Source organism: Limosilactobacillus pontis, assembly GCF_002940945.1.
GTDB classification, from domain to species: Bacteria; Bacillota; Bacilli; order Lactobacillales; family Lactobacillaceae; genus Limosilactobacillus; species Limosilactobacillus pontis_A.
Genome location: NZ_PNFV01000007.1, coordinates 48,607 through 70,843, shown reverse-complemented (window position 1 = coordinate 70,843; position 22,237 = coordinate 48,607). Strand labels below are relative to the sequence as shown.

The following is a 22,237-nucleotide window of genomic DNA, read 5'->3' as shown; positions in this document are numbered from 1 at the left end:
CATTCATCACTGACACCGGACCTTCCTTTATTCGTTAAATTAATTCGTTATTGAAGCTTGGACACCGCACCAGTTTGATCGTTGTACTGATAGATCCCGATCATGCTGGCAACCGTGTTGTCATGATTATTTTGCCGAACTTCAAACCGGTAAACATTACCGTTCTTGGCAGTTGGGATAATCTCGTAACCCTTTTCACCAACAAAGCCCATCTTGTTGGCAAAGCGAGTGACAACTTGGTCACTGGTTTGACTGTCCGCAACTTGGTTGGCAGCCGAAGCACTCTGGCTGCTGTTGCTAGTTGCCGCTGCAGAACTACTATGCTTGCTGGAACTGCTCGTGTTGTAGCTGTTCTTCTTGGCACTCGTAATTTTGTTCTGCAGGCTAACATAGGCGTCACGCATGGCCGGGCTTGTCGATTTCAGGTTCTTCAAGCTGCTGGCCGCCTGGTCGTAGTTACCATTATCATAGGCGGACTTGGCATTGATGTAGTTCTGCAGGTCAGTACTCAGCTTAGCAGCCTGGCCGGACCGGGCACTACCTGCATTCAGCTTGTCATAAGCTCCTTGATAATCATGGTTACGGATTAAGCGGTTGGCAGACCGGTATGCCTTAGTTGATTCATTTTCTGCAGAACGGGTCTTGGAAGATGAACTGCTCGACGGTGAATCGGCCGTGCTACTCTGCTGGCCACAGGCTGCCAGCATGAGGGAAACCGTCAAGGCGGCGGTCCCTACAATTGTTTTTTTAACTACCTTGTTCATAATTGATCCTCCCCTAATCTGGCAGATTTGAATAATTTCACTCACTAATATTATATCATGAATGGGCAACCCATTCCCTAAAGCTGGCTAGATTTAGTAAAGACGCAACCACTTTGCGCGGCTGCGTCTTCTTTTAGTATTCTACTTTTCTAATTCAGCACTCTGGAAAACCCGCTTGAACAGTGGACTGACCGGCCGGTTTTCGTTAATCCGCTTGATGGCATCAGCAATCAGGGGAGCCACGGACACTTGCTTGATCTTCTTGATCTGCTTCTCAGCCGGCAGCTTAATGGAATCAGTCACCACGACCTCCTTGATTGGGGACTTCTCCAAACGTTCAATGGCTGGGCCAGACAATACCGCATGGGTACATGAGGCATAGACCTCCTGGGCACCCGCATCAATCAGGGCCTGGGCACCTAAAGTGATGGTCCCCGCCGTATCGATCATATCGTCGATCATGATGCACTTCTTACCCTTGACATTCCCAATGATGTTCATAATCTGGGCAACGTTGGCCCGTGGCCGCCGCTTATCAATGATGGCGATTGGCGACTTCAGGAATTCAGCCAGTGCCCGAGCCCGGGTTACCCCACCGTGGTCCGGTGAAATAACAACAGCATCGTCAGCTACCCCTTCCTTGATGAAGTATTCCGCCAGCAATGGCGCCCCCATCAGATGGTCAACCGGAATGTCAAAGAATCCTTGAATCTGGGCAGCATGCAGGTCGAGGGCAATAACCCGGTCGACCCCGGAGTTTTGAAGCATATTGGCAACCAGTTTAGCTGTAATCGGTTCCCGGCTCCGTGCCTTTCGATCTTGTCGTGCGTAACCATAGTATGGAATCACCACGTTGATGGTCTTGGCACTTGCCCGCCGCAAAGCATCGACCATGATCAAGAGCTCCATCAGGTTATCATTGACGGGAGCAGAGGTAGACTGGATGACGTAGACGTTGTCACCACGGACACTCTCCTCAATGTTAATCTGGATTTCACCATCACTGAACCGGTCGACGGACAGCTTTCCAAGTTCGACGCCGACGTGTTCCGCAATTTTCTCTGCCAACGGGCGGTTAGAATTTAACGCAAAGATTTTTAAGTTAGAGTCAGAATAATGCTGTGTCATTAGATCCTCCGCAATATATAAAATAGCTACTGACGTACGGTTAGCTCATCAATGAAGATGCGTTCTATCCTTTTCTATCATATAGAGCCACCTATTAAAAAGCAAGCAAAAGCCGGGATTACCAAGGCAGCTTCTTGGCATAGTCCTTCTTGTTAACCTGTCGTGCTCGGGCAATGGCCATGTCGTATTGTTCAACGCTGTCAGTAATCGTTGAACCAGCCGCGATAAAGGCGTCCTTGGCAACGTTAACTGGGGCAACAAGGTTACTGTTGCTGCCGATAAAGGCATGGTCACCGACATTGGTGTGGTGCTTATTGGTACCGTCGTAGTTAACGAAGACAACTCCACAGCCAACGTTGATGTTCTTACCAAGAGTAGCGTTACCGATGTAGGTCAGGTGACCAACCTTAGTGCCATCACCGATGTAGGCCTTCTTGACCTCACAGAAGTTACCAATGTGGACGTCCTCACCGATCTCGGCTCCTGGACGCAGGTGGCTGTTTGGACCAATATCACTGCCGTTATGCATCTCGGCATTTTCCAAGGTCGAAGAGGTAATCTTAACTCCATCATGGATGGTCGAGTCGATAATCCGAGAACCAGCACTGATGTAGCAATCGTTGCCGATCACTGTCTTTCCCTTGAGGACAACATTGCCCTCCAGAACTGTGTCCTTACCCAGAGTGACGTCGGCATCGATGTAGGTAGTAGCGGGATCGATCATGGAGACCCCTTCCTGCATCCAGTGCTTGTTGATCCGGTCGCGCATTACCTGGTTGGCCCGGGCGAGGGCAATTCGGTCATTGACCCCCATCGATTCGTCAAAGTCTGCCATCTTGTAGGCCGTCACGATTTCATCTTCACTCTTAAGAATACCAATGACATCAGTCAGGTAATACTCGCCTTGGGCGTTGTCATTATTGATTTTGCTCAGCGCCGCAAAGAGCTTCTGATTATCGAAGCAGTAGACCCCAGTGTTGATCTCCTTGATTGCCTGTTCCTGAACGGTGGCGTCCTTTTGCTCCACAATCCGTTCCACAATACCAACGTCATTACGGACAATCCGGCCATAGCCAGTCGGGTCTGGGGCCGTTGAGGTCAAAATAGTGGCCGCGGCGTGACGCTGTTCATGATACTGAAAAAGCTTCTCAAAGGTTTCGGCCTTAAACAGTGGGGTGTCCCCACTAACAATAATGGTTTCCCCATCAATGTCACCAAGGATATCCTTGGTCTGCATTACCGCATGGCCAGTCCCCAGCTGCTGCTTCTGCAGGACATAGCGGGTCCGGTGCCCGAGACTTTCTTCAACCGTCTTAGCTCCAAAGCCGACCACCGTGATGATATTTTCAATGTGAGCCTTTTCCAGTTGAGTCAGGACGTGATCAACCATTGTCTTACCGCAAACCTGGTGCAGCACTTTGTAGAGCTTGGACCGCATCCGAGTTCCCTTACCAGCAGCTAAAATAATTGCGTTACGTTTTGCCATCGTTAATTGTTCTCCATTCCTAATCAAATACCGTTGTCATGAAGTTACCAGGGCGAACCGTAATCGACTTCGCCTCGCCGTCTTCAGCATCTACTTTAATTAATGCAGTACAGTTGTCAACCAGCCGTTTGCCATTCGTTGCGTTCCCCTCGGCCAGGACGGTCATCCCGACTAGGTTGGCATCAAACTCCTTAATCAGGGAATGCATTCCGTTGAGGGTGCCACCGCCCTTCATGAAGTCATCAACAACCACTACGTTGGCCCCTGCCGACAGGGTCCGCCGGGAGAGCTCCATCTTTTTTATCCGTTTTACGGACCCGGAGACATAGTTGACACTGACCGTTGGCCCCTCCGTAATGTGGGAACTGTTACGAACAATCACAAAAGGCTTGTCCATATACATGGCCACACTCTGGGCAATCGGAATCCCCTTGGTCTCAACCGTCATGATCACGTCAACATCCTTATCTACGTACTGGGTAGCAATCAGACGACCGACTTGCCGGAGAATATCTGGCCGGCCAATCAGGTCAGATAGGTAGACATACCCTCCTGGCAATAGGCGTGAGTCGTCGTTGACCTCAGCGACCAGGTTGTCAATAGCTCGCTGAGCGTTCTCCTTGGAGTAAAATGGCGTCAAAACGGCTCCACCGCTGGCGCCAGGGATGGTCTCAAGACGTCCTTCTCCCCAGGTATAGAAGGTGTGCTTGACAATACTAAGATCTTCACTGATCGAGGACTTAGCAGATCCGTAACGTTCGCTAAAGAACTTCAAGGACACCAAGGTGCGGGGATGTTCCATCAGGTAACGTGTCATATCTACCAAACGGTTGCTTCGACGTACTTTCATCATTCTTTTCTCCCTTTCAAAAAGTATTAATTCTAGTTAATTTTACCATAAAATGTTCGTGTTTAGCTGAATTATTTTTAAAATCTTCAGCCGTCTTTTAAAACAAAGCGAGGCCGGGAAATAAGCTTCTCGACCTGCTTATAAATTATTTAATTGGCCTCGACAAAATAATTTTGATAGACCAGTGCCACCACGTAGATTGCAACCTCAATCACCGCGATAAAGAAGCTGACCGGCCAGTTGGTTAAGTAGCCCAACAATAGGCCCAACCAGGTTCCCAAAAGAGAGAAGAGGATTGCCAGGACAATCATCTTGGCAACGCCATGGGTGAAGTACTTGGCGCTAGCGGCCGGCAGGGTCAGCAGAATGAATATCAACAGTGAACCAACGATTTGAGCTGCCACACTGACACTCAGGGCTAGAAGAAGAAGGAAAAGCACCGAAATCAAGGTTTCATTGATTCCAACCACCCGGGCCCCAATCGGGTCAAAAGAGCTGAATTTCAGCTGCCGATAAATTGCCAGAGTAATCAATAGAACCACGATCGAAAGAATAATCAGCTGGTGGACCTCGTTAACGCTAATGCCGACAACACTCCCGAAGAGAATGCTGGTGGCCGAACTGGCAGTCTGACTGCTCAGTGAAAGGAAGAGAATCCCCAGCCCGATGAATAGGGCGGAAACCGCACTGATGACGGCCTCACGGCGAGATTCCTTGATACTCATCTGACCGACTAGGACCGAACTGAGCATGGTAAATAAGATCATTCCGTCCAGGGCCGGCCAGCCAGCAAAGACTGCAAACGACGCCCCAGCAAAGCCAATCTCAGATAGAGTGTGGGTCAGAAACGACAGTTGCCGAGCCACCACAAATACCCCAATGATCCCGCTGACTACCGCGATAAAGGTGCTGGCAATAAAAGCATGCCGCATGAAAGCTAATGTTAACATTCTATCGATTCCTCCTACTCCTCATGTTCGGGCAGCTCATTGATTGGCCCCTCGTCGTACCCGTTTGGCTTCATCTGCAAAAAGCGGGTACCAAAGTGACGAGCCAGGTCCCAGTCGTGGGTAATGAACATCACGCTCAGGTTATCCTGCTGAAAGCGCGTCACCAGGTCAAGCAGCTCATACTTCATTTCATTGTCCAGACTGGCGGTTGACTCATCGAGGATCAACAACTGGGGCGACGGAAGGAGAGCCTGCGCCAGATAGGCCCGCTGTTTCTCACCTCCGGAAGCCAGGCCGAGGGGACGATCCGCAATCGCTGTCAGATCAGTCATCCGGATCATCCGGTCAACCCGAGACCGCTCTTTTTTGCTCAGCCAGGGAATAACCCCTTTGCTAATGTTCAGCGATACGAAATCACGAATTGAGAGCGGGTACTCCTCGTCAATGTTACGAAACTGGGGTACGTAACCGATCTTAGTACTAGCCGGGATATCAATTTCCCCACTGCGCGGCTTAAGCAGACCCAATAAGGCCCGCACCAGGGTGGTCTTTCCAACCCCGTTCTCACCGATCACTACCAGGAAATCCCCCTCATTGACCGTGAAGCTTAGGTCCGAGATAACCTGGTGGTTGCCATAGGCTACACTCAGATCTTCTACTGATACAACTGCCATCCTATTCTCCCTCCTGCTGAATCCGGCCCAGCTGCCGGTACTGTTTAAGCATCCATTGAACATAACTCGTCCCGTTAGGTTTGGTTTCGGTCACCTTTAGAACGGGAACCCCATGGTGGCGCGCCAAACAAACCATGTTGTCAATCATCCGGTCACTAGTCTGGCGATTCTCGACGAAAAATGCAATCCGGTGGTTGATGATCGCCTGTTGCAGCTCCTGAATATCCTTGGGTGACGGATCGTTGCCATCCTCGATTGCCTTCGCAAAGTGGGGATCAACTACTTGGTAGCCTAGTGATTCAAGAGCATAATCAAAAACTGGCTCACTGACCGCCACAGCCCGCTTACTGCCCACTCTGTCCCGAATATGGGCAATTTCAGAGTTGAGCGGTGCTAGCGATTGATGGTACTGGCGGGCCCGCTGGCAGTAGTAGTCCTTGTGCCGGGGGTCAATCTCCCCGTAACGGCTGGCCAACGTGTCGGCCAGCCGCCCCATCGTCTGCGGGTCGTACCAGACATGTTCATTAGCCCCCAGATGCTTTCCTGCTACCTCCTGACCGACGTCGATCACCGTACATTGAGGACCTGCCGCTGACATGGTCAGCTTAGTCAGCCAGTGATCATAACCGAGACCGTTCTCAATCACCACGTTAGCCTGTTCCATCTTCTGGGCCTGCTTAGTACCGGGCTGATAGTCATGGGGATCAATAGCGGCATTGTTAATTAATGATGTCACTTCCCCGTACCTGCCGGCTACCTTCTGAGCTACCTCACCGTAAAAATCCAGGCTAGTAATCACCCGAATCGGCCGCCGTTCCTGATGTATACTTCGCCACGGCACAACGGATAACCCAAGGATTACCAGCAGAACTGCAATTAGGCTGCCAACGCCCAAACAATAACTCTTTCTTCCCACGCATTCTTCACTCTTTTCTCAAAAATAAATAGTAATCGTTACTATTTACAACATGAACTATCTTACCGAAAATTATGATCAGGTGCAAGCCTCCATACAAAAATGCCTCACAATCATTAGAACTTTGTCTAACAATCATGAGGCGCTTCAGCTGAGTTCCAGCCTTTAGCTTATCTATAACAAGGTCACAACATGTACATCCCGGCAAAAACCGCGAATACTGTTTTGAATCCGCCGGGCCCGCGATTCGGTGTGACAAATTGCAAATACCGTCGGCCCGGTCCCGCTCATCTGGGCTACGTCCGCACCCAGACTAGTCATCTTGTCCTTCAGACGGCGAATCTCCGGATGAGTCCGCATTGTCACGGGCTCCAAGACATTTCCCATATACTTGACGGCGTTCTTCCAATCCTGAGCCTTCAAACACGCAATCAGACGCTCATTATCCAAGTGATCTAATTCCTCATAGTTGATCTGTCGGAGAATCTGGGGCGTCGAAACACTAGTCTGCTGCTTGGCAATCACCACCCAGTAATGGGGGTGAGCTGGCAGCAATTCGATCTGCTCACCATGTCCGGTCACGTGGGCCAATTGGCTGTAAACACAATACGGAACATCCGAGTCGATCGTTAGGGCCACCTTGGCTAGTTCCGGCCTGCTGAGGCCAAGGCGCCAGATCCGGTTTAACGCCCGCAACACCGCCGCCGCATCAGATGAACCGCCGCCGAGCCCGGCTGCCACCGGGATATTCTTCTTGATTCGAATGGTAACCCCCTCTCGCCGGTGAAACCGACTGTGGAGGATGTGAGCCGCCTGATAGGCCAGATTACGCTGGTCATTTGGCAAAAAGCCGCTGTCTGTGTAAACCTTGATCGTCGTGGGCCGGGAATGCGTCTCCACAGTCACATAGTCAGCTAAGTCGGCCGACGTCATCACCATGTCCCAACGCGGCGACCCGTCGAAATACCGCATCGGAGTATCTAGGCTCAGGTTAAGCTTTGCCGGAGCCTTCTCTGTAACAAGCATCGTGAACAGCACTCCTTCCCGTAAAAGATCTTATTTTGATTATACTAATGGTGCCGCAGTGCTGGCAAGTACTTCCAAACCGTGCTTTTTAATCAAAAAATCCGCACCAAAAATAAATTTGGCACGGACTCATCTTATTCAAAGGCAAGTGAAACATTATGTGTTAATAAATCGGTATATGTATATGAGACCCGTTGCAGGTCATCCTCACTATTATTCAGGTGAATGATAAAAATTGCTGGATAGGTCTTGCTAAGCGTACCATGAAGAGTATTCACTCGCTTGCGGCCGGCCTGGACCTTCACCATTACCTTTTGGCCGACCCGTGCATTCAGTAATTCTTTAATTTCAGCAATACTGTCTGGCATCCACTTTCACCTCACTGTATTAAACATTATACAGGATTAATGTATAAAATTCAATATTTTATCATACAGCAGTTAGTGGGTCAAGTACTGATCTCATAAAAGGTTTGCCGCATGGAGGGCGTTAGCCAGGGCAATGAACTGCGCCAGGGACAGCCGTTCGGGTCGGATCTGCGGGGAAATATCGAGTTCGTCCAGAATTGCCGCCATCTGGTCCTTGATCGCCTTATCTTTGCCGATAACCCCCTGGAGGTTGTTCCAGAGACTCTTGCGGCGATGGGCAAAGCATCCCCGGATGAAGCCAAAGAGCTTCTGTTTGTCAAAGGGCTGGGTGGTTAACGGCTGGTGCCGCGGAGTTAGGACAACAATGGCCGAATCAACGTTAGGTGACGGTACGAAAACTCGCCGGGAAACGTCAAAGGCAATCTTGGCGTCCATTTGGTACTCAATGGCCAGGGTTAGGGCCCCGTATTGTTTAGTCCCTGGTTTAGCGGTCAGCCGCTGAGCAACCTCCTTTTGCATCATGACACAAATGGCCGCCCAGTCGACCGGGCTGGCCAGCAAGTTCATCAGAATCGGGCTGGTGATGTAATATGGCAGGTTGGCCACCACCTTCACTGGCCTAGTCGGATCACTAAATTGTTGCTGAATCAGCTCCGGCAGGTTGGCCTCTAGGACGTCCTGGTTGAGGACGGTCACATTGTCGTAGGGAGCAAGAACCTCATCTAGCACCGGAATCAAGTCAGCGTCGATCTCCAGGGCCAGCACCTCCCCGGCCGCCTGGGCTAGCTGTTCCGTCAAAGCCCCGATCCCTGGGCCAATCTCAATCACATTGTCATCCTTGCTGATGTCAGCGGCCGCCACAATGTTATTCAAGACGTTCAGATCCGTTAAAAAGTTCTGACCGAAGCTCTTCTTGGTACGGATCCCGTACTTCTCCATAATTGCCCGGGTTCGAGTACGACTACCGATTTCTGGTGACTGACTCATCCATTTTCCTCCTGCTTAATCTTTGCCATGGCCTGCTTAAATTGTGCAGGCGTGATCTGAAACATATTCAACCGGTGAACCAATTGCTTGCCATTACCATAACCGATCCCCAGGATAGCCCCCAGACGTTCCCGCCGGTATCGCGCGTGCGGGTTTCCCGTCAGCCCGGCGGCCTGCAGGTCCTGAATCTTAAAGGGGGCAACCGGTGGTTCACTTTTTTGGGTATAGAGATGGGCAAGGGCGGCCTTGATAGTGGCCGGGGTGGCATGCTCCACTCCCAGACTGCCATGGGCCTCGTCTGGCACCCCCTGGTCACGCCGAATGAATGCGTGTTTTACTCCCGGGACGGCAGCACTGATCATCTTACGCAGCCGTTCCCCGTTGAAGTCCGGATCGGTGAAGATAATCAATCCCCGGCTAGCCTGGAGTTTTTTCAATCGAACCAGGTCAATATCCGACAGGGCTGATCCATTGGTCTCATAGGTATCGGCATCAACTGCCTTATGAATCTGCTTGGTATCATCCTTGCCCTCGACAACAATGACTTCTTTAATCTTGCTCATCTTGTACCCCATTCTTAAGAAATAATCGGGTGGCGTTGTGGTAGGTATGGTAGGCCACCCGTTCCGCATCAACACCCTTCAGTTCAGCAATGGCGTCAACTACGAACTTGGTAAAGGCTGGTTCATTTTGTTTCCCTCGGTATGGCTTTGGGGTCAGGTAAGGGGCATCAGTCTCCACCATCATCCGGTCCAACGGCGTCGCCAGGGCAGCAGCATGGACAGAGGCCGCATTTTTGAAGCTGACCACCCCACTGAAGGAAATTGCCATTCCTAATTCCATGAACTTGGCTGCCCATTCCGGACTACCGCTGAAACTATGCATAACCCCGCCAAATTCATCCAGGTGAGCATTCTTCAGGATCGCGTAAGTGTCTTCTAGGGCATCCCGGCAGTGAATCGAGACTGGCAGGTTCAGCTCACGTGCCCACTGGAGTTGCTTTTCAAACAATGCCCACTGCTGGTCGTGGGGCGAGTGTTGATCATTATAATAATCTAGTCCAATCTCGCCAACCCCCACCACAACCGGATCATTCAGCTGAGCCTTCAAGTGGGCCATCTCTGCTTCATTGAAAGTCGCCAGGTCCTCCGGGTGCCAGCCAACAACTGGGTGGAGATTAGGATAACGATGTCCCAGTTCGATCGCCCGGTCGTTCAGCTGCCTGTTGGAACCGACGATGTTCATTACCGTGACCCCATAATGATCAGCCCGGGCGATGAAGGCGGCGACGTCATCATAGAAAGGACCATCGTTCAGGTGGGTGTGCGAGTCATAGACCTGCCGCCAGCTTGCGTGCTTGCTCATCGTATGCCGCTTTATTCGACACTCATGCCTGGAACTAGGTCGTCAGGTGCAATCACGACTTTAACGTCGCCATCTTTCTCGGCGGAGAGCATCATCCCCTGACTGAGTTCGCCACGCATCTTCCGGGGCTTCAAGTTGGCCACGATGATGACGTTCTTACCAACCAGAACAGATGGGTCTGGATACCACTTGGCTATTCCAGACAGGATCTGCCGACCATCTTCGGTCCCATCATCCATCCGGAACTTAAGCAGCTTATCAGCTCCTTCAACATGATCAGCCGCAGTAATCTTGGCTACCTTCAATTCTACCTTGTCGAAGACATCGATTCGGATTGCCTTCTTACCAGTACTTTCTTCTTCCTGCTTGGCGTTTGCCTGGGCCTGTTGTTTTGCTTCTTCCATTGCCTTACGACCTTTCTTCTTCTCGTTCGTTGTCATCTTACTCTTGATAAACGCAACTTCTTCTTTGATGTCGCGCCGTGGGAAGATCGGTGTCCCCTTCTTGACTACTTGGGCAGTGACTGGGAAGTCGTTGAATGCCAAGTTCGTCAGGACAATTGGATCCTCAGGAAGCCCCAATTGACGGCAGATCTCCTTTGGGGCATCCGGCATTACCGGTTGCAGGAGGGCAGCAATTACCCGCAGGCTCTTGGCCAAATGGGTCATCACGTCGGCAAGCTCAGCCTTCTTGCTGTCGTCCTTAGCCAGTACCCATGGTTCGGTTTCGTCAATGTACTTGTTGGCGCGGGCCACCAGCTTCCAAACAGTAGCCAGGGCATCGGCAAAGTGGGTCTTATCCATCAAGTCCTTGTATTCGGCAATCACGTTGACCGCGGTCTGTTCCAAATCGGCATCATACGACGTTGTAGCGTCGTTAGTACCTGTCAGCTTGCCATCCTGGTACTTATTAATCATAGCGACCGTCCGGTTCAGGAGGTTACCCAGATCGTTGGCCAGATCGAAGTTGACCTTGTCGACAAAGTCTTCAGGACTGAAGACCCCGTCGTTGCCGAATGGCATCGCCCGTAGCAGGTAGTAACGAGTAGCATCGAGCCCGTAACGGTCCACCAGGGTTTCAGGATAGATCACGTTCCCCTTGGACTTGGACATCTTACCATCCTTCATCGTCAGCCAGCCATGACCAATGATGTGTTTGGGCAGGGGCAGCCCCAGGGCGTGAAGCATAATTGGCCAGTAGATAGTGTGGAAACGCACGATCTCCTTGCCAACCATATGAACGTCAGCTGGCCAGAACTTCTTAAAGAGACTATCGTCATCACTGCCGTAACCAAGGGCGGTAATATAGTTGGACAAAGCGTCAATCCAAACGTAGACCACGTGCTTTGGGTCGTTTGGCACCTTAACCCCCCAGTTGAAAGAGGTCCGGGTAACGGCCAGGTCTTCCAGGCCCGGCTTCAGGAAGTTATTAACCATCTCGTTCATTCGGGTGTGAGGCTCAATAAAGTCGGGATGTTCACGGTAGTAATTCATCAACCAGTCGGCATACTTACTCATCTTGAAGAAGTAGGACTCTTCCTTAACCAGCTGAACCTCGTGACCGGACGGGGCCTTTCCGCCAATTACCTTACCATTGTCATTGCGGTAAACTTCGGCCAGCTGACTCTCTGTGAAGTACTCCTCGTCGTCCACGGAGTACCAGCCAGTGTATTCACCCTTGTAGATGTCACCCTGGTCGACAAACTTCTGGAAAATCTTCTGGACGGCTTTCTCGTGATAGTCATCAGTCGTCCGGATGAACTTATCATTGGTAATCTTCAGTGTCTTCCAGAGCTTCTTGATGCCTGCCGCCATTTGGTCAACATACTCCTGCGGCTGCATGCCGAGCTTATCCGCCTTTTGCTCAATCTTCAGGCCGTGCTCATCAGTCCCAGTAAGGAAGAAAACATCGTAGCCGTTCAGACGTTTGAAACGTGCCTCCGCATCACAGGCAATTGTGGTGTAGGAGTTACCAATGTGGAGCTTACCAGATGGATAGTAAATTGGTGTTGTGATGTAATAAGTCGGTTTTTCAGTTGCCATATGAGGCCCCTCTCTCTAATGAATTTCTAAAATTAGTTTTATATTTTAGTATAGCATATTAGCCGCCCGCCGCCAGGCTAAAACAGGTCAATCTGCTCAGGTGAATGCGGGGCTAGACCGGTAAAATGAACGCCCAGCATCTGCTGCAGCTGTAAGGCGTTGGGGGCCGCGTCCTTGCCCGAGTTATTATTAAAGATAACGCAGAGTTCCGCCGGCTGCGGGGTCAGCTGCTTGATCTGGTCACAAAAAGCCGCCAGCTCAGCTGAAGAGTATTTATATAGGGTCCGCGTCTTGCGCCAGCTCTTTCCCTGGTTGATCCAACCCGCTGTATTCTGACCATGCAGACGCATCATTACCAAGTCCGGGTTAGTCGTCGCCAGAACAAAAGGCACCGAGGCAACAATGCCATGGGGCTCATCGGCGGCCACCAGTGTAAAGTGAAGCTCCTGGCAGAAGGCCAGCAGGGACTTCAATGTTCCGGGCCGATACCAGGTCTGGTTGCGTAGCTCAATCGCCACCGGAAGTTTACCCATCCAAAGACGAACCAGACGCAGATACTCAATATCAGCGGGCGAGGCGTCAAAGTATGGTGGAAACTGGAAGAGTACCGCTTTCAGCTGACCAGCCGCTACCAGTGGCGCCACTGTCTGCTTGTAACGGTTGAAAAGCTGTTCGAGTTCCCCCTTCTCCTGACCACGTTCATGAAGGGTCATCCCCCGGTGGGCCTTTACGATGAACTGAAACGACTCTGGCACCTGGGCCAGCCAGTTCTGAATGGTAGTCACCTGTGGGAGCGCGTAAAAGAAGGTATCCACCTCCACGACCGGCAGGTGCTGAGCATACTCATTCAGGGTTACTGGTCGCTGTTCGTTTTTGATCAGGGCCGGGTGCTCGGTCCAGGTCGTCAGGCCAATGGTTATTTTCATGGTAATCCCTCCATCTTCGTTTCTATCCTAAAGGCCACCCGCTGACATTGCAATCAAAAAGAAGAAAAGTCACAGCGTTTTGCTTATTAAATTCTTATTCACAGGAAAATAAATTTATATTCATCATTTGAGCACTTCTCAGGGCCTATTTAGTACCATTTATACAAGTATCATGGTTGGCGTACGCAAATTATACAGGTTTGGTCTGGACAAAGATGAGAGACTTTCTTAGACTGGGATTTTTAACTGTAAATGTCCAAAAAAACATGATATTTTACAATTGAATAACAAGGAAGGGAGCGATCACAATGCTACTAAACACTAATGTAATTCGTAACGTAACACGTCACTTTAAGAAGGATGGCCACCCAAAGGGTTCAGTGGCATTACCATTCAAGGTGGATGGCAAGGTCGTCTTCTTCGAATAATTAACGTAACGTCCAAGGCTCCGCATCTGGTGGGGCTTTTTTGTTTTGCTAACAAAAGATTAGTAAAAATTTGTTGACAAACGTCGACACATTAGCTTAGAATACAAGCATCAAGTTTGAAAGGAGCTGAGCCCATGTTAATGATTACTGTTATGTCTGCTATTTGTTGTCAACCTTCAAGTACATTCGGACAAACTGACATGAGTTCAGCTGGCCGTTTTCTTTGAGGTTGACTTTTTTACTTTCCTCACAGAAAATCCCGCATAAAATAGGCAGACGCCACCGATCATGTCACGTGATCGGTGGCGTTTTTGTATCCAAAGAAAGAGTGATTATTTATGACTTTGCATCGTGAAACTGTTCTAAAAGCCCTGCACAACGAGAACGTCGATCAGGTTCCAGCGTCGTTCTGGCGCCACTTCGCCGATAACGAGTTCACCAACGCGGCCACGGATTCCAGTGTTCTAGATACCAACCTGACCGGCCACCGCAACTATTACCAGGCCGTGGACGTCGACTTCGCCAAGACAATGCTCGACGGTTATTTTCCTTACCCGTTTCCCGGGGTCAAGGACCCCAAGAACTTGGTCGACCTCCACAACCTGCGGCCAATTGCAGATAATGACCCCTGGCTGACTGGACAGGTGGCCCTAGCTAAACAACAAAAGCGAATTGCTGGTGACCGGCCAACCTTCGTTACCATGTTCTCCCCGCTCTTCCTCTTGAAGTGGGCGCTGATTGAACACTATCAGGAGCCTCTCCTGCTAGCGGACAAACGTTTTGCCGATATGTATGAGCAGGATCCTCAACTGATCCTCCACGTTTTGAAGGTGATCAGTGACGACCAGAAGAAAGTTGCCCGAGCCCTGATGGCTGGTTCCAACATTGACGGGATCTACTACAGCACCCAGGAAATTCAGGATGAGCGTACCCAGACGCCAAGGTTCTTCACGGAGGTGATGGAGCCGGTCGACATCGACGTCCAGAATGCTATCAATGCCGTCTCCCCGCTCAACATCCTGCACATCTGTGGTTTTGACGGCGCCGACAACCACCTGGATTGGTTCGTTAATTATCCCTTGCAGGTAATCAATTGGGCCACTGAGACCGATGGCTATACCCTGGCTGCGGGCAAGAAGCTCTTCGGCGACCGACCAGTGATGGGCGGCTTTGACAACAGCACCAAGGGGATCCTGTACAGCGGAACAAAGCAGCAGATCCAAGAGAAGGTCCATTCCCTAATCGCTGAAGCCGGTAAAAAGGGTGTCCTGCTCGGCGCTGATTGCACGGTACCGCGTGATATCAACTACGACCACCTACGCTGGGCCATCGAGGCAGCACACAACTAGAGGAGGCATCATCTTGCTACTAACTGTTAACGACTTGCATAAATCATTCAATGGTCGGAAAATCCTCAAGGGGATCGACTTCCAAATCGACAAGGGTGAGATCGTCGTCATGATCGGTCCGTCTGGTTCTGGAAAGACAACCTTCCTGCGCAATCTCAACTTCCTGGAACACGCCGACCGTGGACAGATGGACTTTGCTGGTCACCAGATTAACCTGGACAAACCGGCTAAAAAAGAGGTTCAGTGGGTCCGACGCCATTCCGCAATGGTCTTTCAAAACTACAGTCTTTTCAAGAACAAAACAGCCTTGCAAAACATTACCGAGGGGCTGATATATGCCCAGGGAATGACTAAGAATCAGGCGAACGCCATTGCCGAACAGGAACTGGCCAGCCTGGGGCTCAGCCAGCAGTTCCAGCTTTATCCCGCCCAGTTATCCGGTGGTCAGCAGCAGCGGATCGGTATCGCTCGGGCAACGGTTCTAAACCCGGAAATCATCCTTTTCGATGAGCCAACCTCCGCCCTTGATCCCGAGCTGGTTGGTTCTGTCCTCGGCGACATGCGCAAGCTGGCAGAGGCAGGCCAGACAATGATCATTGTCACCCACCAGCTTGGCTTTGCCCGCCAGGTTGCTGACCGAATCGTCTTCTTCGATGAAGGAAAGATCATTGAAGAGGGAGCCCCGCAGGAATTGTTCGACCACCCACAGAACAAACGGACAGCCCAATTCCTTACCGCCCTCAGTAACGCCAACTAAGGAGGCGAGGTCTAATGAATAACGCTAAGATTATCGATATCATCCTCCGCGGATTACCCAACACTCTTTACTTGCTGATCCTCTCATTTATGTTCGCAACTATCCTGGGAATTCTCCTCGCCTGGCTAGGCCTTCGACAAAACCAAGCTGCCCGAGGTGTAGCCAACATCTACCTTGGTCTGATCCGGGGGACCCCGCCCCTATTGATGCTGCTTCTGGCCTATTACGGGTTGCCAGTCCTCTTAAAAGGTATCGGTATCAACATCGATGGCTGGACAAAGCTAACCTTTGGTGTCCTCGGTCTTTCGCTGGGCTGGAGTGCTTACCTAGCCGAGGCCTTTCGCAGTGCTTACCTGTCCGTGGATCCCAGTCAACTGGAAGCCGCCCGATCAATCGGCCTGCCAGATCGAACCACCTTCTGGCAAATCCTGATCCCCCAGGCCGCAATGATCGCCCTGCCAAACATCGAGAACCTGGTTATCGGCTTGGTCAAGGCCACCTCGCTGGTCTACGTGCTCGGTCTATACGACTTATATAACGAGGCTTCTAACCTATCTAACCAGACGGCGGGGATCCATCAGCTACGGATCTTCATCCTGCTGGCCCTCACCTACTGGGTTATCGTCTTGATCATCGAAGGTTTCTTCTACTTAATCAAAAACCGCTTCGCCGCTATCCGTGCCTAACTGAAAGGAGGAACGCAACTTGTTTGATCTAAACTTTGCCCGTGAGTCGTTCGGCCAGATTCTGGCCGCTGCTCCGCTCACCCTCTTAGTCGCAGTGGTAGCCACCCTGGGCGGGCTGATCTTAGCAATTCTGGTCGCTATTGCCCGCGAGAAGAAGATCCCCGTCCTCGCCCAGATTCTGACCGTCCTGGTCTCCTTCATCCGGGGAACCCCGATCCTGGTCCAACTCTACGTGGTCTACTACGGTTTGCCACAGCTTTTGGTTCTGATGCGTAGCTGGGGTTGGAACACCAATCCTGATGGCCTTCCTGCCATTGTCATCGTCTTCTCCGCTTATGGACTGAACGCAATGGCTACCCTCTCAGAGAGTATCCGATCGGCCTACCATTCGGTGGACCACCGCCAGTATGAGGCAGGGATCGCGGTCGGAATGACACCATTTAAGACCATGACCCAGATCGTGATTCCACAGCTAATTACCAACCTAATCCCCAATTTTACCAACATCTTTCTTGATCTGATCAAGGATACCGCCCTGATTTACAATATTGGGCTGGTGGAGATCATGGGGCAGGCCAATATCGTTTCCTCGATCGGCTTTAAGTACCTGGAAACTTACACCGATGCCCTAATTATCTACATCATTATCTGCTGGATTTTTGCCAAGATCTTCCAATTGATCGAAAGCCAGCTTCGTCGTCGTTATGTTCTCAACTAAAATTATCAAATAAAGGAGTCTTAAATTATGCAATTATCCCATTTCTTTAGCCGGGCCGCCCTTGCTGGCTTGACCATTCTCGGCCTTTCTACTGCCACCACTTCCGCTTCTGCTGCCAGAACCGTTACCGTTGCCGCCCCAAACGGCAACTCACCCTACATCATCAACACCGACCACGGGGCCAGTGGTTACTACGGTGCCCTGATCAAGAAGATTGACCATGATTTGCCGCAGTACAAATTCAAGACCACCTTCACATCCCAAAATGCAGTCTTCGCCGGTCTCCAATCTGGCAAATATGACGTTGCCATGTCTAACTTCTGGTACAGCAAGCAGCGTTTCAACAACTACTACCACACCAGGGCAAATGGTCTCGATGATCTTCGCCTGGTGGAACGTAAGAACGGCAAGAAAGCCAACTCCCTAGCTGAGGTAGCTAAGAAGAAGCTGACAGTGGTTCCGGTCTCAACCAGTGACGCTCGCTACAGCCTGCTTGAGAACTACAACCAGCAGCACCCTAACAACAAGCTCAACCTCAAGGGAATCGGTGACCAAACAACTGGAGATGCCCTTAAACAGGTTGCCTCAGGAAAGTACGATGTCGCTGTCTACCCGTACGCTGCCTACAAGTCCGTTCAGACAACCGCGGCCGGCAAGAACCTGACTGCCTCCAAGTCAATCGGCCTAGAGAGCTCCTACTTCCTCCTTCACAAAAGCCCAGCCAATAAGAAGCTGACTCAGGCAATGAACAAGGAACTCAAGAAGCTTCATGACGATGGCTACTTGGAGAAACTGACCAACAAGTACCTCTACGAAAACACCTTCAAGCTGCCGGGCGCCCAGAAGGTATTCAACGCCCACAACTAAAATAACCGTCCAGCTGCAGCTAGACGGTTGAAGAAAAATCAGGCCAATAACAAAACGCGGATTATCTGATCCGCGTTTTTTCATATTCATCATTAAACCTGGAGCTCGTCGAAGAACTTCGTTGCGTCGGTCTGAACCATCGTAAACTCGCATGGCAGGTGTAGCACCTGCTGGTTGATTGCCAGCACCTGGGCATCCTGGTTCCGGTACTCAAGCAAACCAGCGAAGGGATAAACCTTCATCGAGGTACCGACGATGACTACTAGGTCAGCTGCCTGCATTGCCCGAATCGAATTCATGATGTCATCCTGCTTGATCCCCTCATCATAGAGGACAATGTCAGGGCGCAGGGCACCGCCATCCTTAGCGTGAAGCCGGCTCTTCAAGTAGTCAGCCACCGGTACCGTTTCACCGCACTTCTCACAGTAAACATGGTAGAGGTTGCCATGAAAATCAATCAGGTGGGTTGTCCCCGCTTCTTCATAGAGGTTATCGATGTTTTGAGTAATTACCGTTGCCCGGTCTTGGTTAGTCAAGGCCGCCTGCTTTTGGTGAATCACATTTGGCTTGGCATCCGGGAAGTAGAGGTTCTTCTTGCAAAACTCATAGAACCCCGCCGGATCACTACTGAAGTAACGATGACTCAGGTAGTATTCCGCATTCTTGTCCTGGGTGTAGAGCCCATTAGATGATCGGAAGTCAGGAATCCCCGAGGCGGTCGATACCCCGGCCCCCGTCAGGAAAACGATTTGCTTGGCATTATCAAACATTTGCTGAATCTGCGCATCCATGAGCTCACTTCCTTACAATGTATGGCACGCTGTGTTCTTCCAGAAACTTCTTAACTGGCATATCGTAGACCCGCTTGAAGTACTCGGGACTGTTACCGGTCGGAGCCGCCAGGGTAAAGGAGTTCTGCCGATCACTACGCCGCAAACCCACATAGGCCCGTTTGGTTGTCCCCCGCTCCTTCATGTCGGAATGGAAAATCTCAAAGACCTGCCGCATCTCGAGGCGGAGCTGACGTTCGCTCAGCACCGGAGAGACGGTCGTGTATTCATTATTGTGCAAGGCTGGCAGTCCCCACGCCTGCATCTGTTCGTCAAACATCGAATAGATCTTGATGATCGTCCGCCGCATATCGAATGGTGATTTAATCGGCTTAGCTGTGATCTGGTCGTAGATCTTCTGGGCTGCCGTCAGGGCTACCGGATAGTATTCTTCAAAGCGATCAGCAAACTTGGCAAAGTGGTCACCATAAAATACCAGGGCATCCAGGACCGTCAACAGGCGCAAAGTCCGCTCGTCATCGTCCTTACCGCCCTCCTTGGTCAGGGTGTGTTCGATTCCCTTCCAGTATTCCTCTTCGATCTGGTCATCGATCAGACCGTGCTTGCGTTGCTCGGCAACCACTACCCGGTGAATAGCAACGTTGTAGAGGTCCGTGGACATGATCATCATCTGCTCATCAAGTTCCTTGTCACCAAGCGACAGCTGGAAAAAGATCTGAGGGAAACCCTTGAGCAGCATCAGCAGGTGCAGCAATTCATGAGAGGCGGTGTAATTAGGTGCCGTCAAGTCGGTCACAATGATAAAGAGACCGCCAGGCAGCGTCTTCTGGGTCGCCTGGTCATGCCGGACGTAGCCGGACTTCTTGCCATGAAACTGCACAAAAACCGTTCCTTCCGGATAGAGGGCATTGACCTCGTCCAAAAGAGCTTGATTGGTCGCGTTTAATTTAATTTCTTCTTCGCTCATTATTTGTCCTTTCTAATCTTGGCTAGCACCTGACGGGCCGTTTTCTGGTCAACATGGGCCTGTTGAGCCAATTGAGCCACGACTAACGGAACCTCCGCCGGGGTAGCGCCGACGCTCACCGCTAACGATCGGTACTGCAGCTTCATGTGCCCCGCTTGAATTCCGGTCGTCGCCAGGGCTCGTAGTGCGGCTAGGTTCTGAGCCAAGCCGATGCTAGCCGTCACTGCCGCTAGTTCTTCGGCTGTTTGAATCTTACTAATCTGGTAATTGACCTTGGTCAGGGGATTCAGCCCGATCGATCCACCGACCACTCCAACCGGCAACGGAAGGGTCAGCTCACCATGGAGGCGTTCATCGCGAATGGTCCAAGTGCTGAGTCCCCGGTAGTGGCCGTCACGGGCGGCGTAAGCATGGGCACCGCTTTCGATGGCCCGCCAGTCGTTGCCGCTGGCGATCATGACGGCATCGATTCCATTCATGATTCCCTTGTTATGAGTAGCGGCGCGATAGGGATCGACCTGGGCGAGGGCGCTAAGCTGGGCAATTCGCTGAGCCACTTGCTTTCCAGGCAGCTGCTTAGTGGCCAATCGGACAAAATCGACGTCACAAGTAGCCGTCTGCAGGCTGTTGGTCGCCAGGTTGCTGAGGATCGCTACCAAAACGTGGTACCCCTGAGCAGTCAGGTCACGCCCTACTGCCTCAGCCATCGTATTGACGCTATTGGCTCCCATCGCCTGACAGACGTTGATCCCCAAGTCAATGCTGATAAAGTCGCCGGGCGTTCGCACTGTCATCGACTGGGCACCGCCACCCCGCCGCTGCATCGACGGGTGGGCTTCGTTAGCGACAGCCAGAAGGTGGGCACGCTGAGCATTCAGTTTAGCTACTGTAGTCGAAACATCCACAACGTCAGTCAAGACAACCTGACCAATCAGTTCACGGTGCTGCCGAGGCGCGGTAAAACCACCAGAAACTTGGACCCGCTTGGCACCATTACTAGCAGCCGCAATGACGGAAGGTTCCTCAACAACCATCGGGACAACATACTCCTGGTCATTAACGGTGAGGTTCAGCCCCACTCCCTCCGGCAGGCTGTAGTCCGTCAGGTAGTTTTCTACCAGCTCGTTACCCAGCTCGGTTGCTCCCCGGGCCAGCAGGGCAGTCACCGACTGGGGAAGGTGGAGACCTCGGGCCAGTCGTTCACGCCGTGTCTGAGGATCGGTCTTATAAAAGCCGTGTTGCCAATCACTCATTGTGGTCACTTCCTTTGGTTAACGTATTCCGTAATGATCCCCTCTCGGACACCACTCTCCGAGAAAATCACTCGACCATCACTATTGCGCTGAAGCAGGCTGACTAGGGGCAGCATCCCCCCAACAATAATATCCGCCCGTTCCGGTTCAAGGCCGGGCATTCGCTTGCGCTGGGCCAGATTACGGTTCAACAGTTCCCGATAGGTAGCAAAAACCACCCGGGACGAGAGCTGGTAGCCGTGGATTGACCGCTGACGTCGGTGCCGATGGTGATAGGACCAGGTCATCCGCGCCAGGGTCCGATTGGCACCACCGAGGAGGACAATCGGCACCCGGGTCGCGTACCGCAGCCATGGAATCTTAGTCAAGCGTTCATTCATCGCCACCTGGGCCCGGAAGAGGTCTGCCGAGCGTACGTAGCCATTGAGGTGGAACTGTTCAGACAAGGTCACAGCGCCGACTGGAATTGAGATCAAGTCTCGCGCCCGTCGCTGTTGCACCAAGACCAGTTCACAGCTCGCACCACCGACATCCAGAATCAAACAGTGGTTTAGCTTCATCGTCCGAATCACGCCCAGGTAGTCGTAATAGGCCTCTTTCTTACCCGAGAGTACCTGGAGACGAATTCCGACCTCCTTTTGTACCCGATCGAGAAACTCCTGCCGATTACGGGCCTGACGCATCGCTGCCGTCGTGATCGCCCGTACTTGGGTATGGGGCATAGACTCATAGATCTGCTTAAAACGCTTCAGGGCGGTAATTGTCCGCTTCATGGCGTCTTCCTGCAGCATCTTTTCGCGGCCCATCCCCTCTGATAGACGGGTATTCTCCTTGACCCGCTTAATTTCGCGAAAACGGCCATCTGGGGCGATTTCAGTGATCGCCATCCGGGCCGAGTTAGAGCCGAGGTCAACAATCGCGAGGTTTTCCACTATTTTC

General features: G+C 51.5%; 23 protein-coding genes. 5 read left to right on the top strand and 18 right to left on the bottom strand.

What is annotated here, in order from left to right; genetic code table 11:
* Positions 1 to 47 precede the first annotated feature (47 nt).
* The 14 genes from CK797_RS06790 to CK797_RS06725 all read right to left on the bottom strand — a co-directional run bounded on the left by CK797_RS06790 (position 48) and on the right by CK797_RS06725 (position 13,482).
* A complete protein-coding gene (locus CK797_RS06790) occupies positions 48 to 764 on the bottom strand; it encodes a hypothetical protein (protein ID WP_104689001.1) in 717 nt (238 codons plus the stop codon).
* Between the two features lie 141 nt (positions 765 to 905).
* Positions 906 to 1,892, bottom strand: coding sequence for a ribose-phosphate diphosphokinase (locus tag CK797_RS06785; RefSeq protein ID WP_104689000.1), 987 nt, complete (start codon positions 1,890 to 1,892; stop codon positions 906 to 908).
* Between the two features lie 118 nt (positions 1,893 to 2,010).
* Entirely contained in the window at positions 2,011 to 3,378 is a 1,368-nt protein-coding gene (glmU, locus tag CK797_RS06780; RefSeq protein ID WP_104688999.1) for a bifunctional UDP-N-acetylglucosamine diphosphorylase/glucosamine-1-phosphate N-acetyltransferase GlmU, read from the bottom strand.
* 19 nt (positions 3,379 to 3,397) lie between these two features.
* On the bottom strand, positions 3,398 to 4,228 hold the full coding sequence (gene purR, locus CK797_RS06775; protein ID WP_104688998.1) for a pur operon repressor: 831 nt from the start codon (positions 4,226 to 4,228) through the stop codon (positions 3,398 to 3,400).
* A gap of 149 nt (positions 4,229 to 4,377) precedes the next feature.
* Complete coding sequence (locus tag CK797_RS06770; RefSeq protein WP_104688997.1) at positions 4,378 to 5,178, bottom strand: metal ABC transporter permease; 801 nt, start codon at positions 5,176 to 5,178, stop codon at positions 4,378 to 4,380.
* 14 nt (positions 5,179 to 5,192) lie between these two features.
* Positions 5,193 to 5,852 carry an ABC transporter ATP-binding protein gene (locus CK797_RS06765; RefSeq protein WP_104688996.1) on the bottom strand — a complete coding sequence of 220 codons (660 nt, stop codon included), beginning with the start codon at positions 5,850 to 5,852 and terminating at the stop codon, positions 5,193 to 5,195.
* Position 5,853: 1 nt separating this feature from the next.
* Positions 5,854 to 6,768, bottom strand: a complete 915-nt coding sequence (locus tag CK797_RS06760) for a metal ABC transporter solute-binding protein, Zn/Mn family (protein WP_104688995.1) — start codon at positions 6,766 to 6,768, stop codon at positions 5,854 to 5,856.
* 174 nt (positions 6,769 to 6,942) lie between these two features.
* Positions 6,943 to 7,794: a 4-(cytidine 5'-diphospho)-2-C-methyl-D-erythritol kinase gene (gene ispE, locus CK797_RS06755; RefSeq protein WP_104688994.1), complete on the bottom strand. Its 852-nt coding sequence runs from the start codon at positions 7,792 to 7,794 to the stop codon at positions 6,943 to 6,945.
* Positions 7,795 to 7,928: 134 nt separating this feature from the next.
* The gene (locus CK797_RS06750; protein ID WP_104688993.1) at positions 7,929 to 8,162 is read right to left on the bottom strand and encodes a Veg family protein; all 234 of its coding nucleotides are present in this window, start codon (positions 8,160 to 8,162) and stop codon (positions 7,929 to 7,931) included.
* A 93-nt stretch (positions 8,163 to 8,255) separates the two neighbouring features.
* Entirely contained in the window at positions 8,256 to 9,149 is an 894-nt protein-coding gene (rsmA, locus tag CK797_RS06745) for a 16S rRNA (adenine(1518)-N(6)/adenine(1519)-N(6))-dimethyltransferase RsmA (RefSeq protein WP_104688992.1), read from the bottom strand.
* A complete protein-coding gene (rnmV, locus tag CK797_RS06740; RefSeq protein ID WP_104688991.1) occupies positions 9,146 to 9,712 on the bottom strand; it encodes a ribonuclease M5 in 567 nt (188 codons plus the stop codon). The genes rsmA and rnmV overlap by 4 nt, the downstream gene beginning before the upstream one ends.
* Positions 9,699 to 10,514: a TatD family hydrolase gene (locus tag CK797_RS06735; RefSeq protein ID WP_104688990.1), complete on the bottom strand. Its 816-nt coding sequence runs from the start codon at positions 10,512 to 10,514 to the stop codon at positions 9,699 to 9,701. The genes rnmV and CK797_RS06735 overlap by 14 nt, the downstream gene beginning before the upstream one ends.
* An 11-nt stretch (positions 10,515 to 10,525) precedes the next feature.
* Positions 10,526 to 12,556, bottom strand: a complete 2,031-nt coding sequence (metG, locus tag CK797_RS06730; protein WP_104688989.1) for a methionine--tRNA ligase — start codon at positions 12,554 to 12,556, stop codon at positions 10,526 to 10,528.
* Positions 12,557 to 12,633: 77 nt separating this feature from the next.
* Entirely contained in the window at positions 12,634 to 13,482 is an 849-nt protein-coding gene (locus tag CK797_RS06725; protein ID WP_104688988.1) for a DUF72 domain-containing protein, read from the bottom strand.
* Positions 13,483 to 14,248: 766 nt separating this feature from the next.
* Between CK797_RS06725 and CK797_RS06720 the strand changes: the two genes are divergently transcribed.
* The 5 genes from CK797_RS06720 to CK797_RS06700 are packed head-to-tail and all read left to right on the top strand — an operon-like array spanning position 14,249 to position 18,287.
* Complete coding sequence (locus CK797_RS06720; protein ID WP_104688987.1) at positions 14,249 to 15,259, top strand: uroporphyrinogen decarboxylase family protein; 1,011 nt, start codon at positions 14,249 to 14,251, stop codon at positions 15,257 to 15,259.
* Positions 15,260 to 15,272: 13 nt separating this feature from the next.
* Entirely contained in the window at positions 15,273 to 16,016 is a 744-nt protein-coding gene (locus CK797_RS06715) for an amino acid ABC transporter ATP-binding protein (RefSeq protein ID WP_104688986.1), read from the top strand.
* Positions 16,017 to 16,030: 14 nt separating this feature from the next.
* Positions 16,031 to 16,702 (top strand): amino acid ABC transporter permease, encoded by a 672-nt coding sequence (locus CK797_RS06710; RefSeq protein WP_104688985.1) that lies wholly within the window; start codon positions 16,031 to 16,033, stop codon positions 16,700 to 16,702.
* 19 nt (positions 16,703 to 16,721) lie between these two features.
* Entirely contained in the window at positions 16,722 to 17,420 is a 699-nt protein-coding gene (locus tag CK797_RS06705) for an amino acid ABC transporter permease (protein WP_104688984.1), read from the top strand.
* Between the two features lie 27 nt (positions 17,421 to 17,447).
* Positions 17,448 to 18,287: a transporter substrate-binding domain-containing protein gene (locus tag CK797_RS06700; protein WP_104688983.1), complete on the top strand. Its 840-nt coding sequence runs from the start codon at positions 17,448 to 17,450 to the stop codon at positions 18,285 to 18,287.
* 92 nt (positions 18,288 to 18,379) lie between these two features.
* On the opposite strand, the gene CK797_RS06695 is transcribed toward CK797_RS06700, so the two are convergent.
* The 4 genes from CK797_RS06695 to CK797_RS06680 are packed head-to-tail and all read right to left on the bottom strand — an operon-like array spanning position 18,380 to position 22,230.
* Positions 18,380 to 19,078: an NAD-dependent protein deacylase gene (locus CK797_RS06695; RefSeq protein WP_104688982.1), complete on the bottom strand. Its 699-nt coding sequence runs from the start codon at positions 19,076 to 19,078 to the stop codon at positions 18,380 to 18,382.
* 4 nt (positions 19,079 to 19,082) lie between these two features.
* On the bottom strand, positions 19,083 to 20,045 hold the full coding sequence (locus CK797_RS06690; protein WP_104688981.1) for an IpaB/EvcA family protein: 963 nt from the start codon (positions 20,043 to 20,045) through the stop codon (positions 19,083 to 19,085).
* Positions 20,045 to 21,298 carry a hydroxymethylglutaryl-CoA reductase, degradative gene (locus CK797_RS06685; RefSeq protein WP_104688980.1) on the bottom strand — a complete coding sequence of 418 codons (1,254 nt, stop codon included), beginning with the start codon at positions 21,296 to 21,298 and terminating at the stop codon, positions 20,045 to 20,047. The genes CK797_RS06690 and CK797_RS06685 overlap by 1 nt, the downstream gene beginning before the upstream one ends.
* A gap of 5 nt (positions 21,299 to 21,303) precedes the next feature.
* Positions 21,304 to 22,230, bottom strand: coding sequence for a Ppx/GppA family phosphatase (locus tag CK797_RS06680; RefSeq protein WP_181049540.1), 927 nt, complete (start codon positions 22,228 to 22,230; stop codon positions 21,304 to 21,306).
* Between the last annotated feature and the right edge of the window lie 7 nt (positions 22,231 to 22,237).